Source organism: Mesorhizobium sp. M0800 (genome assembly GCF_040320095.1).
Lineage (GTDB): Bacteria > Pseudomonadota > Alphaproteobacteria > Rhizobiales > Rhizobiaceae > Mesorhizobium.
The window spans coordinates 237,927-252,103 of sequence record NZ_JAMYOZ010000002.1; the positions used below are offsets into that span (position 1 = coordinate 237,927).

The 14,177-nt window shown below is 64.2% G+C and carries 13 protein-coding genes, 1 tRNA gene and 1 pseudogene; 11 read left to right on the forward strand and 4 right to left on the reverse strand.

The window, feature by feature from the left end; translation table 11 throughout:
- The first annotated feature begins 145 nt into the window (after window positions 1-145).
- The 3 genes from NKI18_RS03595 to NKI18_RS03605 all read left to right on the forward strand — a co-directional run bounded on the left by NKI18_RS03595 (window position 146) and on the right by NKI18_RS03605 (window position 4,109).
- On the forward strand, window positions 146-1,723 hold the full coding sequence (locus tag NKI18_RS03595; protein WP_352616227.1) for a sigma-54-dependent transcriptional regulator: 1,578 nt from the start codon (window positions 146-148) through the stop codon (window positions 1,721-1,723).
- Window positions 1,724-2,082: 359 nt separating this feature from the next.
- On the forward strand, window positions 2,083-3,951 hold the full coding sequence (mepK, locus tag NKI18_RS03600; RefSeq protein WP_352616225.1) for a peptidoglycan L,D-endopeptidase MepK: 1,869 nt from the start codon (window positions 2,083-2,085) through the stop codon (window positions 3,949-3,951).
- Window positions 3,952-4,035: 84 nt separating this feature from the next.
- Window positions 4,036-4,109: transfer RNA gene (locus tag NKI18_RS03605), tRNA-Gln, on the forward strand.
- 51 nt (window positions 4,110-4,160) lie between these two features.
- Here the strand turns inward: NKI18_RS03605 and NKI18_RS03610 are convergent.
- On the reverse strand, window positions 4,161-4,799 hold the full coding sequence (locus NKI18_RS03610; RefSeq protein WP_352616223.1) for a 2-dehydro-3-deoxy-phosphogluconate aldolase: 639 nt from the start codon (window positions 4,797-4,799) through the stop codon (window positions 4,161-4,163).
- Between the two features lie 168 nt (window positions 4,800-4,967).
- Here NKI18_RS03610 and trhO point away from each other — a divergent pair, with 168 nt between their 5' ends.
- Window positions 4,968-5,888 (forward strand): oxygen-dependent tRNA uridine(34) hydroxylase TrhO, encoded by a 921-nt coding sequence (gene trhO, locus NKI18_RS03615; RefSeq protein ID WP_502900648.1) that lies wholly within the window; start codon window positions 4,968-4,970, stop codon window positions 5,886-5,888.
- Window positions 5,889-5,910: 22 nt separating this feature from the next.
- Here the strand turns inward: trhO and NKI18_RS03620 are convergent, their stop codons facing one another.
- On the reverse strand, window positions 5,911-6,270 hold the full coding sequence (locus NKI18_RS03620; protein ID WP_352539344.1) for a YybH family protein: 360 nt from the start codon (window positions 6,268-6,270) through the stop codon (window positions 5,911-5,913).
- Between the two features lie 277 nt (window positions 6,271-6,547).
- On the opposite strand from NKI18_RS03620, the gene NKI18_RS03625 reads away from it, so the two are divergent.
- Together NKI18_RS03625 and NKI18_RS03630 are read left to right on the forward strand one after the other, a co-directional pair.
- Window positions 6,548-7,294, forward strand: a complete 747-nt coding sequence (locus NKI18_RS03625) for a tellurite resistance TerB family protein (protein WP_352616219.1) — start codon at window positions 6,548-6,550, stop codon at window positions 7,292-7,294.
- A 223-nt stretch (window positions 7,295-7,517) separates the two neighbouring features.
- On the forward strand, window positions 7,518-8,273 hold the full coding sequence (locus NKI18_RS03630) for an SDR family oxidoreductase (RefSeq protein ID WP_352448204.1): 756 nt from the start codon (window positions 7,518-7,520) through the stop codon (window positions 8,271-8,273).
- 23 nt (window positions 8,274-8,296) lie between these two features.
- On the opposite strand, the gene NKI18_RS03635 is transcribed toward NKI18_RS03630, so the two are convergent.
- Window positions 8,297-8,677, reverse strand: coding sequence for a YciI family protein (locus NKI18_RS03635; RefSeq protein ID WP_254816974.1), 381 nt, complete (start codon window positions 8,675-8,677; stop codon window positions 8,297-8,299).
- 22 nt (window positions 8,678-8,699) lie between these two features.
- Window positions 8,700-9,884, reverse strand: coding sequence for a pyridoxal phosphate-dependent aminotransferase (locus NKI18_RS03640; RefSeq protein ID WP_352616217.1), 1,185 nt, complete (start codon window positions 9,882-9,884; stop codon window positions 8,700-8,702).
- An 83-nt stretch (window positions 9,885-9,967) separates the two neighbouring features.
- Here NKI18_RS03640 and NKI18_RS03645 point away from each other — a divergent pair, with 83 nt between their 5' ends.
- The 5 genes and pseudogenes from NKI18_RS03645 to NKI18_RS03665 all read left to right on the forward strand — a co-directional run.
- Window positions 9,968-10,654, forward strand: coding sequence for a GNAT family N-acetyltransferase (locus NKI18_RS03645; protein ID WP_352616215.1), 687 nt, complete (start codon window positions 9,968-9,970; stop codon window positions 10,652-10,654).
- A gap of 114 nt (window positions 10,655-10,768) precedes the next feature.
- On the forward strand, window positions 10,769-11,752 hold the full coding sequence (locus tag NKI18_RS03650) for a cation diffusion facilitator family transporter (protein WP_352616213.1): 984 nt from the start codon (window positions 10,769-10,771) through the stop codon (window positions 11,750-11,752).
- Window positions 11,753-11,814: 62 nt separating this feature from the next.
- Window positions 11,815-12,021 (forward strand): hypothetical protein, encoded by a 207-nt coding sequence (locus tag NKI18_RS03655; RefSeq protein ID WP_352448198.1) that lies wholly within the window; start codon window positions 11,815-11,817, stop codon window positions 12,019-12,021.
- A gap of 1 nt (window position 12,022) precedes the next feature.
- Complete coding sequence (denD, locus tag NKI18_RS03660; protein ID WP_352616210.1) at window positions 12,023-12,994, forward strand: D-erythronate dehydrogenase; 972 nt, start codon at window positions 12,023-12,025, stop codon at window positions 12,992-12,994.
- Between the two features lie 213 nt (window positions 12,995-13,207).
- Window positions 13,208-14,132, forward strand: a pseudogene (locus tag NKI18_RS03665) (IS5 family transposase); the annotation flags it as partial.
- Between the last annotated feature and the right edge of the window lie 45 nt (window positions 14,133-14,177).

The following is a 14,177-nucleotide window of genomic DNA, read 5'->3' on the forward strand; positions in this document are numbered from 1 at the left end:
CCTTCCAGACACAAAAATTCGAGGAAACGAGAAGCCGGTCAAATCCTAAGGAATTCATTCACCGGGTTTTTTGAAAGCTTATTTAGAACCCTGTGCCAAGATGATCCATAGGGCGCATTCTCGGGCGGGCACGGTCGGATCAGTCATGGCAGCTTCCATACTCATAGTCGATGACGATCCCGTGCAGCGCAGGCTGCTCGAGGCGGCGGTGACGAAATTCGGCCACACCGCGATCGTCGCCGATGGCGGCGAGGCCGGTCTCGATCTCGTCGACGGGCCCAATGCGCGCGACGTGTCGGTGGTCATCCTCGACCTGATGATGCCGGGCCTCGATGGCATCGGCGTGCTGAAGGCGATGCGCGAGCGCGGCATCCACATTCCCGTCATCGTGCAGACCGCGCAGGGCGGCATCGAAACCGTCGTTTCGGCAATGCGTCACGGCGCCTTCGATTTCGTCGTCAAGCCGGCCTCTCCCGACAGGCTGCAGGCGTCGATCGGCAACGCCCTCAAGGTCGAAGCGCTCGAAGGCGAAGTGAAGCGCTCGTCACGGCAGCGCGGCGGCCATCTGACGTTCAAGGACATGATCACCCACAGTCCGGCGATGGATCGGGTGATCCGGCTCGGCCGCAAGGCGGCGGCGTCCAACATTCCGATCCTGATCGAAGGTGAATCCGGCGTCGGCAAGGAACTGGTGGCGCGCGCCGTCCAGGGCAGCGGCGACCGCCGCTCGAAACCCTTCGTCACCGTCAATTGCGGCGCCATCCCAGACAATCTGGTCGAATCGATCCTGTTCGGGCACGAGAAGGGCTCGTTCACCGGCGCCACCGAAAAACATACCGGCAAGTTCGTCGAAGCGCACACCGGCACGCTGTTCCTTGACGAAATCGGCGACCTGCCGCTCGACGTGCAGGTCAAGCTGTTGCGCGCCGTACAGGACGGCGAGGTCGATCCGGTTGGCGGGCGCTCGGCCGTCAGGGTCGACATCAGGCTGATCTCGGCAACCCATCGCAACCTGCTGCAGCAGGTCAAGGACGGCAAGTTCCGCGAGGACCTGTTCTATCGGCTGAACGTCTATCCGATCTTCGTGCCGCCATTGCGCGACCGTCGCGACGACATCCCCTATCTGGTGGAGCACTTCATGGAGAAGGTGGCGCCCGCCGATCCGCGCCACCGCCTGCGAGGCATCTCGGCTGCGGCGCTTGCCATGCTGCAGGCCTATGACTGGCCGGGCAACATAAGGCAGCTCGAAAACGCCGTCTTCCGGGCCTCGGTGCTCGCCGACGGCGACATGCTGACCGAAGAAGAATTCCCGCAGATCCGGGCGCAAGTCGAGGGCACGGTCAATCTCGATTCGGGTATCGCCTTGCCAGCTCCAGGGTGGCCAGCTTCAGGGGGGCCAACTCCAGGGTGGCCAGCTTCCGGAGTGGCTTCGGGCAGCCAGCCGCGCGACAACATATCGGCCGCTGGCGGCATCGCAGCCGCCGACGCCGATGCACCAGCCAAGCCTCGTTTCGGCACGCTGCGGGCGCTCGACGAGCGCGGCAATGTGCGTGCGCTGGCCGACGTCGAACTCGAAATGATCAAGCTCGCCATCGATCACTATAACGGCCAGATGAGCGAAGTCGCCCGCCGCCTCGGCATCGGCCGGTCGACGCTCTACCGCAAGCTCAAGGAATACGGCATCGACCCGGAAACCGGCCGCGTCGAACGGCTCGCTTCCTGAGTCACAGGGCCAAGCCGGTTCTCATCCGGACATCATTCCACGCAACTGCGCCTCGAAATGATGTGTTCGCCACAGTGTTCACGTATTAAGGCGGACGGTAACAGATCGTGTTTCGAGCTGGCGCCAAAACATGATCTAAACCAGCGGTTTACCAAGATATCCTGCGCAATATTTTTGGCGGGATATCGCCACCGTGTTACCGCATTTCGGCTTCAATAAGCGATGATTAACCATTAGGATCGATATTCGGATGCACACACCACGCATCCGTTTGGTCAAATCCGGGGACAAAACGGCAGCCTGCAAGGCCTTTTGATTTGAACAGAATCGAACGACACGAAAACGGGCGGCATTATCACATGAGCGTCTGGCCGAGATGGCTGGCAGCGGTGATTGTTGCCGTCGGGTTCCTTGCAGCGGCGGCAACCGGCGCCAGCGCCGAGACACGTTCGCTGAAGCTCTATCATCTCCACACGCATGAAAAGGCGGAGATCGTCTACAAGCGCAATGGCCGCTACGACCAGGCGGGCTTGCGAAAGATCAACATCATCCTGCGCGACTGGCGCCGCAACGAGCCGACCAAGATGGATCCGCGCCTGCTGGATCTGGTCTGGGAAGCGTATCGGGAGAGCGGCGCCACCGATTACATCCAGGTCGTCTGCGGCTATCGTTCGCCGGCCACGAATTCGATGCTGCGCAGCCGCAGCAGGGGCGTCGCCGAGAAGAGCCAGCACATGCTCGGCAGGGCGATGGATTTCTATATTCCCGGCGTGCCGCTGAAGAAGCTGCGCGACGTCGGCCTCAGGATGCAGGGCGGCGGCGTCGGCTACTATCCCAGCTCCGGCTCGCCCTTCGTGCATATGGATGTCGGCAATGTACGCCACTGGCCCGGCATCAGCCGCCAGGAACTGGCGCGCGTGTTCCCCAACGGCAAGACGCTGCATGTGCCGAGCGACGGCAAGCCGCTGCCTGGCTATCAACAGGCGCTCGCCTCCTACAAAGCCCGCAAGGGCGCCGGCGCGCCGGCCATCGAACTCGCCAGCGCAAGCGGCGGTGCCAAAAAATCCCGTGGGTTCCTGGCAGCCCTCTTCGGCGGTGGCGACGACGAGGCGGACGACAGCGCCGATGTGGCGATGGCCGAGCCGGCGCCAAAGCCCCGTAACGTGAAGCCGGCGCCGTCCGCCAAGAGCAGCAACCTGCCTGGCATTGCCATCGTGGCGCCTCAGGATGCCAAGCGCGCTCAGATTCCGGAAGTCGCCGATGCTCCGGCGCCTGCGCCTGAACCGGAGAACGACACGCCGGAGACGATCATCGCGGCATTGCCTGCCCGCAGCATCCCGCTGCCGGCTTTTGCTCCGCGTCCGAAGACCGACGTCGGCGCCCAGCCGCCTGAAAACGTTCCGTTCGGCGTGGCGGATGCGGCTGGATCGACTGAACAGGCGGTGGCGACCGCGCAAGCGCCGGCAAGCGTGACGCCGGCCAGTGTGGCACCGGCAAATGTTCCGTTCGGCATAGCAGACCCGTCTGCTGCGGCCGGCCCGGTGCAGGTCGCTGCAAACAACATTCCCGTGCCGAGCTGGCGGCCCGATCATTCGCTGCCGGCCGATCTTTCGCCGGTGGGTCTTGCGCCGCAGGACAAGCAAGTGTTGCTGGCGCTGGCGAGTGCGGCCGAGCGGAGCAACACCGCCACCGACGCATTCTCGGTATTGCCGTCGGCGCGGCCCGACAGTTCCCAGCCCGACGAGGTCAAGGCCGTTCTGGAAAGGGTCAGCGCGACCGACGAATACAAGGTCGCGTCGCTTTCCGAGCAAGCATCGGTGTTCGAGGAACCGGCGAGCGACGACGGGGCATCGAGCGACGGGGCATCGCCGCGCGAGGCCATCGTTGCCCGCCCGGCAGGCTCCGATCCGGCTGCCGTCATCGGAGCGGGCGTGAAGACCACACGCAAGGAACCCAGGGCCACCGCCCGCGACCTGAAGCCCGGCCCCAAGCCGGTGGTGGTCGCCGCCGCGCCGCAGGCCGCCCGGTGGGCGCTGCACAGCGGTGAGTATGTCGCAACCGTTTCAGATGCGACAACGGCGCCGCGCTACGCCTACGACTTCGTCCGTACGGCACCGAGCGAGGTCTATACGATAGGCTTCCAACCGGGCAACGAGATGGCCGACGCAAACCGGTTCACCGGCAAAGCCGTCAAGTTCATGTCGGTTGCCCGCTTCAAGACCGAGTAGGCCGCGCTGGGCACCTCGCGCGGCTGCCTCCACCGCCGGCACTGGCTTCCTTCATCCAGGGATGCTAACCACTGATCGGCATTCTCCCGCTTCGTCTAATGGTAGGACAGCGCCCTTTGAAGGCGCGAATCGTGGTTCGAGCCCATGAGCGGGAACCAGCCGGCGAACCGGATCGGTCAGATCGGCGGCGGCTTTTGATGCAGAAGACGTTATCGCCCGAGCTTGCTCGCAGCGCGTGCCAAGGCTTCGATCTCGTCCCATTTGCCGGCCTTGACCAGATCGTCCGGCGCCACCCACGAACCGCCGACGCAGATGACGTTGGGCAGGCGGAGGTAGTCGGCGGCGTTCTTGCCGGTGATACCGCCGGTCGGGCAGAATTTCACGTCGGCAAGCGGCGAGGCGAAAGCCTTGAGCGAGGCGATGCCGCCCGACTGTTCGGCCGGGAAGAATTTCAGAAAGCGCAGGCCGGCTTCGCGGGCGGCCATGACCTCTCCCGGCGTGATGGCACCGGGCAGCAACGGCACGTCGCTGTCCTTGGCTGCCGCGAGAAGCTCGCGGGTGATGCCGGGGCTGACGATGAACTTCGAACCGGCGGCCGCCGCCTCGCCGAACTGGCGGGCGTCCAGGATGGTGCCGGCGCCGACGACGGCGTCTTCGACCTCGCCTGCCACCCGGCGGATCGCCTCCAGCGCGTCGGCGGTGCGCAGCGTGATCTCGATCACCGGCAGGCCACCGCTGGCCAGCGCCCGGGCCAGCGGCACCGCGTCGGCGGGATTGGCGATCTTCAGCACCGGTATGACCGGCTGGCCGTTGAGGAGCGACAGGAGCTTTTCGGTCGTGCTGGGCATTCGTCGTCTCTCCTCTGTTGATCAAGTCGACCGGTTAGCAGAAGGCGGTTTTTCTGTCCACGGAACGCGGCGTGTCGCGATGTCACGCGTGGTGTTCGAAACCTCCGCGATCAGACCGCACCCGGCTCTGCCTTGATCCGGCTGTCGTGAGCGTTTAGTGGCTTGGTGATGACGCTGCCCAGCCAAGCCTTCCGCGTTGCCGCGCTTTACCGCTTCGCCCGGCTCGACACCTTCGAGGCGCTGCGCGCGCCGCTCGCCGCCTTCTGCTGCGCACGCGGCATCAAAGGCACGCTGCTGTTGGCGCGTGAGGGCATCAACGGCACGGTCGCCGGCAGTGAAGCGGCAATCGCCGCGCTCATCGATCATCTCGAATCCATCGACGGTCTCGCCGGCCTCGAGATCAAATACAGCAGCGCCGCAACGATGCCGTTCCACCGCATGAAGGTGCGGTTGAAGCGCGAGATCGTCACCATGGGCGTGGACAATATCGATCCGGCGGCAGGTGCAGGCGCCTATGTTGCGCCGGCCGACTGGAATGCACTGATCTCGGATACGGGCACCATCGTCATCGACACGCGCAACGCCTACGAGGTATCGCTCGGCACCTTCAAGGGCGCTGTCGATCCCGCCACTGCCAGCTTTCGAGAATTCCCGGCCTGGGTCGAGCAGCATCGGCATGAGCTCGAGGGGCGCAAGGTCGCCATGTTCTGCACCGGCGGCATACGCTGCGAGAAGGCGACCGCCTATGTGAAGTCGCTCGGTTTGGAGGATGTGTTCCACCTCAAGGGCGGCATTCTGAAATATCTCGAGGACGTCCCCGCCGAACAGAGCCTGTGGCAAGGCGAATGCTTCGTCTTCGACGAGCGCGTTTCGGTATCGCACGGGCTGCTCGAAGGCGAGGCCGAACTCTGCCGCGCCTGCCGGCATCCGCTGGCTGCAGAAGACCGGCTGTCGCCGAAATATGCTGCCGGCATCTCATGCCCGCATTGCTTCGATGCCCGCTCGGACGAAGATCGCGCCCGCTACGCCGAGCGCCAGCACCAGGTCGAGCTGGCGCAAGCGCGCGGCGATCGTCACATCGGAAGTTAGCTTCACGTTAAGCAACTTTACGTTAAGCAACAGAGAAACGATCGATGACCCACAGCCATGTCCCGTCGTTCTGCCGGCGCGCGACCTCGGTGGTGATCGTGCCATCGGGAAGCCGGGTCGAGGTGAGCGCCAGGTCGCCATTGACGACAGCCGGGCGCTGATCTCCGGACTGAAATTTTCGGCCGGTTGCGGTGATCTCCGCGAACAGCCCCCGGATGGCTTCGCGGCCGAACGTCAGTTGTCCGCCACCGCTGTCGATGACGGCATGCTGCTCGAAAAGCGCGGCCATGCCGTCAATGTCTCCGACCCATTGCCGTGAAATCAACAGGCGCTCCAGTTCCTGGGGGTCGCGTGCCGGCTGGCGGTCTGTCTCATCGGTCATGCCAGGCTCCTCCCAAGCGACATGCCGCGACACTAGTCGAAGTCGGGGGCGGTTTCGACACGTCCAATGTCCAGAGCGCCGCATGTTTTTTGGGCGCGGAAGGAGGCTGCAGCACTGTGATTTCCGCGTGAAATCCAAGCAGATGTCGGTGCGAGGTCATGCGTGGCAGCGGGCAAAAGGACGCGCCGCGTCATTGTAATGTCAAACTGCGGGACCTAGGTCTTCGACGTCCAAACCTGCCCGCGCACCTTCGGCCGGGCCAATTCTGGAGGCATAGATGTTCGATCCCAAGAAGCTCCTCGACGATCTGCTCGGCTCGCAAATTCCCGGCACCGGATCGACCGCCCGCGACAAGGCGGGGCAGGCGGTGCAGATGGCCAAGGACAATCCGCTTGCCGCCGGTGCGCTGGCCGCGGTGCTGCTCGGAACCGGCCCCGGCCGTCAGGTCACCGGTGCGGCGGTGAAGCTTGGTGGGTTGGCTGCGATCGGCGGCCTCGCCTACAAGGCCTACCAGAACTACAAGAACGGCAACGCGCCGGCCGAGACGCAAGCTGCAGGCGAACCGGAATTGCTGCCGCCGCCGGCCGATACCGCCTTCCATCCGTCGCAAGCGCCGCAGGGCGAAGACGAATTCACGCTGACGCTGGTCAGGGCGATGATCTCGGCGGCGAAGGCCGACGGTCACGTCGATGACGAAGAGCGGCAGAAGATCGCCGGCAAGCTCAGCCTAGCGGGCGTCGGCGCCGAAGCGGAGAAATTCCTGATGTCGGAACTGGAGGCGCCGCTCGATGTGGATGTGCTGATCGCCGGGGCCAAGACCGATGCGCAAAAGCTGGAACTCTACACCGCCTCGCGTCTTGCCATCGATCCGGACACGCGGGCCGAACGCGGCTATCTCGACCTGCTTGCCGGCCGTCTCGGCCTGCCGGATGCGCTGGTCGACCATGTCGAGGCGACGGTGACGGCGGCGAAGGTGCCGGCAGCGGGCAGCACGGCCAAGCCGGTGACCGGTTCGCGCTGGTAGCTTGAAGGGGAGAGCCTCGGAGAACTCGGCGGCATTCGCGTTAGCTTCTCGTTAATCCGGTGGGCGCATGATTCAGGCAGTCGGATCGGCTTTCCTCCTCCCAAGCGCGGTTCGGATCAGGGGCGGTCGCCAACGGCCGCCCTTTTTGTGAGCACAGGCTTTGGGCCGGCTTGCCATGGTTCCCGTCATTTGCGATGCCTCATCCCTTTCAGGGAGTACAGCCATGACCGACTATAAAACCGCCATCGTCACCGGCGCCGGTACGGGCATCGGCAAAAGCGTCGCCACAGCGCTGCTCAAGGCCGGCTGGAACACGGTCTTCTGCGGTCGCCGCAAGCCGGTGCTGGAGGATGCGATCGCCGCGGCCGGGCCGACGCAGGCCAAGGCATTGGCCTTCGCCTGCGACATCAGCAAGGCCGATCAGGTCGACGATCTGTTCGAGACGGTGGCTGCGGCTTTCGGGCGCGTCGACCTGCTCTTCAACAATGCCGGCACGAGCTACAAATCGACGTTGATCGACGACATCCCGGTCGACGTGTGGAACGACATCGTCGGGGTCAATCTCACCGGCTCGTTCCTTTGTGCTCGCGCCGCGTTCGGCGCCATGCGCAGGCAGCAGCCGATGGGCGGCCGCATCATCAACAACGGCTCGGTATCGGCCTATGCGCCACGGCCGGGCTCGGTGCCCTATACGGCGACCAAGCACGCCATCACCGGGCTGACCAAGACGCTGGCGCTGGACGGCAGGCCCTTCGACATTGCTTGCGGCCAGATCGACATCGGCAACGCGCTGACCGACATGGCGCAAGCGATGACGGTCGGCGTGCCGCAAGCCAACGGCACCATTGCCGCCGAAGCGGTGATGGATGTCGAGCGCGTCGCCGATGCCGTCCTCCATATGGCCAGCCTGCCGCTCGACGCCAACGTGCTGTTCATGACCGTGATGGCGACGAAGATGCCATTTGTCGGGCGAGGGTAAATTAGTCTCAACCCGGTCCTAAATCAGGGCCGCGTGACCGGAAGCGGCACGCCGGGTAAATATAGCGAAATCGGGCGGATTTCGTAGACGGCGGTCGGATTGACGCGGCGAAGGTCGCGCGCAATGTCGATGGCGGCGTCACGGTTGGCGCAGTCGACGACATAGAGCCCCAGCAATTGTTCCTTGGTCTCGGCGAAGGGGCCGTCGATAACCATTCCGGTGCCTGGCCCGCGCAAGGTGCAGGCGTCTTGTGTCGCGCCGAGCCGGGCCGCCGGCCCAAGGGTGCCTTGCCGGTAGAGCCGATCGTTGATCTGGAGAAGATCGGTCATCAGCGCCGCATCCTGCTCAGGCGTCAGTGCCGTAATCGCTTCTTCCTCGTGATAGGCAAGAATGGCATAGAACATCTGGCTTCTCCTTTCGTCGTCCTCACTTCGCCAGGAACGCCTCGATCCGCTCCAGCGCACGCAGGATGTTCTCCTCGGAATTGGCGTAGGACAGCCTGACATAGCCTTCGCCGAGAATGCCGAAATCGGGGCCGCCGATCAGCGCCACGCCGGCATCATCGAGCAGCGCCGAGGCGAGCTTCTTAGCCTTCCAGCCGGTCTTGGAAACATTGGGGAAGGCATAGAAGGCGCCTTTCGGCGTAATGCAGGAAACGCCGGGCAAGGCATTCAACCCCTCGACCACGACCTTCCTGCGGCGGTCGAAGGCGCGCATCATCTTGTCGACATCGTCCTGCGGGCCGTCGATGGCGGCTATGCCGGCATACTGGCTCGGTGCGTTGACGCAGGACCAGCAATTGACCGCCAGCTTGCGCACCTTGTCGTAGAGATGCGCGCCCTTGTCTCCGTTCGGCCAGATCGACCAGCCCATGCGCCAGCCGGTCATCGCCCAGGTCTTCGACCAGCCGTTGAGCACGATCAGCCGGTCACGGATTTCGGGGAAGGCGAGCAACGAGCAATGCGTCTCGCCGTCATAGGTCATCACGTCGTAGATCTCGTCGGAGAGGATGGCGACGTCCGGGTGCGCTTGCAGCCCCCTGACCAGCTTTTCGATCTCGGCGCGAGGCGTGACGCCGCCGGTCGGATTGGCGGGCGAGTTGAGGATCAGCAGCCTGGTCTTCGGGGTGATCAGCGCCAAGGTCTCCGCAGCCGAAAAGGCAAAGCCGTTCTCCTCGCGCATCGGCACCGGGATGGGGGCAGCACCGGTGAACTCGATCATCGAGCGGTAGATCGGAAAGCCGGGATCGGGATAGAGAATTTCGGCGCCCGGCTCGCCGAACATCAGGATGGCCGCGAACATGGTCGGCTTGCCGCCGGGCAGGATCATCACCGCTTCGGGCGAGACTTCGACGCCGGTAGTGGCCAGCGTGCGGCGGACCACCGCTTCGCGCGTCGCCAGCAGGCCGTTGGCCGGCGTATAGCCGTGATGGCCGTCGCGCAGCGCCTTGATCGCGGCCTCGACGATATGCTGCGGCGTCTTGAAGTCGGGCTGGCCGATGCCGAGATTGACAATGTCGCGGCCCTGATGGGCAAGTGCCGTGGCACGCGCCAGCACCGCGAACGCATTTTCCTCGCCGAGGCGGTCGAAGGCCGAAATCGTGTGGAGCATTTTTCCTGTCCGTGTGGTTCTTTCAGCGAGCGTGCGTTTTTGTGAGCGTCCGCCCGCAAAAGTCAAACGGATTGGAGTTTTCGGTGTCGGAAAATCTCAAGAATTGGCAACCGCGCCCGCGGCCCGAACGCAAGGTGCTGGAAGGGCGCACTGTCAGGCTGGAGCCGCTCAACGCCGAAAAGCACGGCGACGGCCTGTTTGAGGCCTCGTCGGTGGCCGATGTCGACGGCCGCTTTGCCTGGCTGCCAGACTACCCGCCGGAGAGCCGCGCCGCCTTCCAGCCATGGCTGGACAAGGCGGAAGCCAGCGAAGACCCGCTGTTCTTCACGGTCATCGACAAGGCCAGCGGCAAGGTCGCCGGGCGCCAGACGCTGATGCGCATCGACGCCACCTACGGCGTCATTGAGATCGGCAACATCTATTGGGGCCCGCTGATCTCGCGAAAGCCGGCGGCGACGGAAGCGCAGTTCCTGTTCATGAAGTACGTCTTCGACGAGCTTGGCTACCGCCGCTACGAATGGAAATGCAACAACCGCAACGAGCCGTCGAAGCGCGCGGCGGAACGTTTCGGCTTCAAGTTCGAAGGCATTTTCCGTCAGCATCTTGTGGTCAAGGGCGAAAACCGCGATACCGCGTGGTATTCGATCATCGACAAGGAATGGCCTGATCTGCGCAGAGCCTATGAGGCGTGGCTCGATCCGGCCAATTTCGACAGCGATGGCCAGCAGAGGCGGCGGCTCGAGGATTTTCGCGCTGAGTTCGGTGCCTGACCATGATCCCGAAAAGTGGACGCCGGTTTTCGGATAAGATCATGGTCAAACAAGAAGGCAGAGCCTCCATCCCGATTCTGCCGGGTTGGATCAGGCTCTAGCAGGAGCTCATAGATGGCGCATACCCACGACCATGCTGCGCAGGACCACGACCACAGTCACGGTGCCGGGCATGTGCATGGCTCGACCGACAAAAAGCGCGTGCTGATCGCGGCCTGCCTGACCGCCGGCTTCATGGTCGTCGAAGCGCTTGGCGGTCTCTTGACGGGATCGCTGGCGCTGCTGGCGGATGCCGGCCACATGCTTGCCGATTGCATTGCGCTCGGCCTTGCCTGGTATGCCTTCCATCTCGCGGGCCGGCCGGCAACCGTGCGCCTCACCTATGGTTTCGGCCGGGTCAAGACGCTGGTCGCCTACACCAACGGCATCGCCATCTTCGCCATCGCGCTGTGGATCGTCTACGAGGCTTGGGGGCGTTTGCTGACGCCTGAGCCCGTGCTCGGCGGGCCGATGCTGGTCGTTGCCATCGCCGGCCTTGCGATCAACATCGGCTCTTTCTTCGTGCTGCATGGCGGCGACCGCGGCAGCCTGAACATGCGCGGTGCCATCCTGCACGTGCTCGGCGACCTGCTCGGCTCGGCAGCGGCGATCGTGGCGGCGTTGGTGATCCTGGCGACGGGCTGGACGCCTATCGATCCGATCCTGTCGGTGCTTGTCGCGCTGCTGATCCTGTCCACGGCCTGGTCGCTGATGCGCGAGGCCGCCCACGTCCTGCTCGAAGGCGTGCCTGCAAGCCTCGACCGCGACCTGATCGCGAGGGACATCGAAGGCTCGATCAAGGGCGTGCGCGAGGTGCATCACATGCATGTCTGGTCGCTCGACGGCTCCAGCAACATGGCGACGTTGCATGCCTGCCTCAATGACGGCGTCGACGCGCATATGGCGGTAAGCGCGATCAAGAAGCGGCTTGCGCAGGAACATGGCATAGCCCATGCCACGGTCGAACCGGAATTCGGCCAATGTGCCGACAGCCATGAGCATGATGACGAGCACGAGCATGCGCATGACACGGCACCGCACCGCGGCCATTATCACTGACTTCGGGAGTTCCTGGCATTGGCAACGATCGACATGAACTCTCGCCGCCCTGGCGCCGCGTGATGGACCGCGACACCCGCAATGCGGCGATCGGCGCCGCCTGGGTTTTGCTGCTGTTCGGCATCGCAGCCTATTATCTTCCAACAGTGATGCTGGCGGTCGGCAAGGTCTCGACGGTGCTTGCCGGTGTCGTCGCGGCGATCTTCATGGTGGCAATCTTCGTCGTGTTCTGGCTGCGTAGCCGCAGCCAGCGCAAAAAGGGAAAGTGACATGCGCATTCTGATTACCGGCGCGGCAGGCATGGTCGGCCGCAAACTCATCGCCAGGTTGGCCAAGGACGGGACGCTCGGCGGCCGCAAGATCGCCGCGCTCGATCTTCACGATATCGTGCCGCCGCAAGCGCCGGTGCTCGAAGATGTCAGCATTACCCTCCACACCGGCGACCTTGCCGCACCGGGAGCGACCGCAAATCTGGTCGCGCCGCGCCCCGACGTGATCTTCCATCTCGCCGGCGTGGTGTCGGGCGAGGCGGAGGCCAATTTCGATCTCGGCTATCGCGTCAATCTCGACGGCACAAGGGCGCTGTTCGATGCCATCCGCTTGGCGGCCTATACGCCGCGCGTCGTCTTCACCTCGTCGATCGCCGTGTTCGGCGCACCGTTTCCCGACATCATTCCGGACGAGTTCCACCCGACGCCGCTGACCTCTTACGGCACGCAGAAGCTGATCGGCGAGGCGCTGCTTGCCGACTATACGCGCCGCGGTTTCTTCGACGGCATCGGCATCAGGCTGCCGACCATCTGCGTCAGGCCGGGAAAGCCGAACAAGGCGGCCTCAGGGTTCTTCTCCGGTATCATCCGCGAGCCGCTGAGCGGCCAAGAAGCGATCCTGCCGGTGCCGCGCTCGGTCGTACACACACACGCCAGCCCGCGTTCGGCGGTGAATTTCCTGATCCATGCGGCTCAGATCGACGGCAGTGCCGTCGGCCCGCGCCGCAACCTGACGATGCCGGGCGTCGCCGTCACCGTCGGCGAACAGATCGAAGCGCTGGAACGTGTCGCCGGCGCCAAGGCGGTGAAACTGATCCGCGAGGAGCCCGACGAGACGATCTGGGCGATCGTCAAGGGCTGGCCGACGCGCTTCGAGGCGCGGCGCTCGAGGGAGCTTGGCTTTGCCGCCGAAACGAGCTTCGACGAGATCATCCGCGTCCATATCGAGGACGAGTTGGGCGGCAGGATCTAAGGTGGCTCCGTCCTTTCCCTTCTCCCCTTGTGGGAGAAGGTGGATTGGCGCGTAGCGCCAAGACGGTTGAGGGGTGCTGGACGAAGCGCTGTCGGTGCCAAGCTGGAACACCCCTCATCCGTCGCCTTCGGCGACACCTTCTCCCACAAGGAGACCTTTGCATAGAAGCCGATTGGTGATTCTGTGATGATGGTCGAAGCAGGGAGATTCGGGATGGCGGATCGTGTTCTGGGTCAGTTGAGTCTGGCGGACGGGCTGGCGGCGTCGGACGAGACGATTTTCGACCTGGTATCGAAGGAACTGGATTGGGCACTGATCCGAACATTGCTGGGTCAGCGCAGCGGTCCCGGCTCGGGCAACACCAGCTACCCGGCGGAGGCGCTGGTGCGCTGTCTTTTGCTGGGCGTGTGGCACGGACTGAGCGATCCGGCATTGGAGGCTCAGATCCGTGACCGGCTGTCGTTTCGCCGCTTTGCCGGCTTCAGCCTTTCGGACCGTACGCCCGATCATTCGACACTGTGGCGCTTCCGCGAGGAACTGACGCGCGAGCGGCTGATCGACAAGGTGTTTGAGGAGATCAACCGCCAGCTGGAGACGAAGGGTCTGATCGTCAAGCGCGGCACCTTAGTCGATGCGACGTTCCTGCAGGCCCGTGGGCGGCCGCCCAAGCAGCCGAAGAAGGGCCACCAGGGCCCGGCCAAGCCGTCGGCCGACAAGGACGCGCGCTGGGGCAAGAAGGGCAACAAGAGCACCTTCGGCTACAAGATGCACATCGGCGCCGACCAGGAGCACACCATGATCCGGCGTGTCGAGGTAAGCGACGCCTCGATCACCGACACCGAGGCGGCCGACAATCTGGTTTGCGGCGATGAGAAGGCGGCCTATGGCGATCAGGCCTACTACACCCATGCCAGGCATGATCGGCTGGCCAAGGCCGGGATCAAGGCGGCGGCCCAACAAGCATCATCCCGAGTTGCCGGCGCGCCAGAAGCTGCGTAACCGGTTGATCGCCAAGGTGCGGGCGGCTGTGGAGCGGCCTTTTGCTGTGTTCAAGGAGCGCTACGGCATGCGGCGCCTGCGCTTCTTCAACCTCGCCGCCAACCGCACGCAATGCATACTAGCCGCCTGCGCCTACAATCTGCGGACCATGGTCGGCGCCCTCTATCCACCTGGCGGAAAGCCG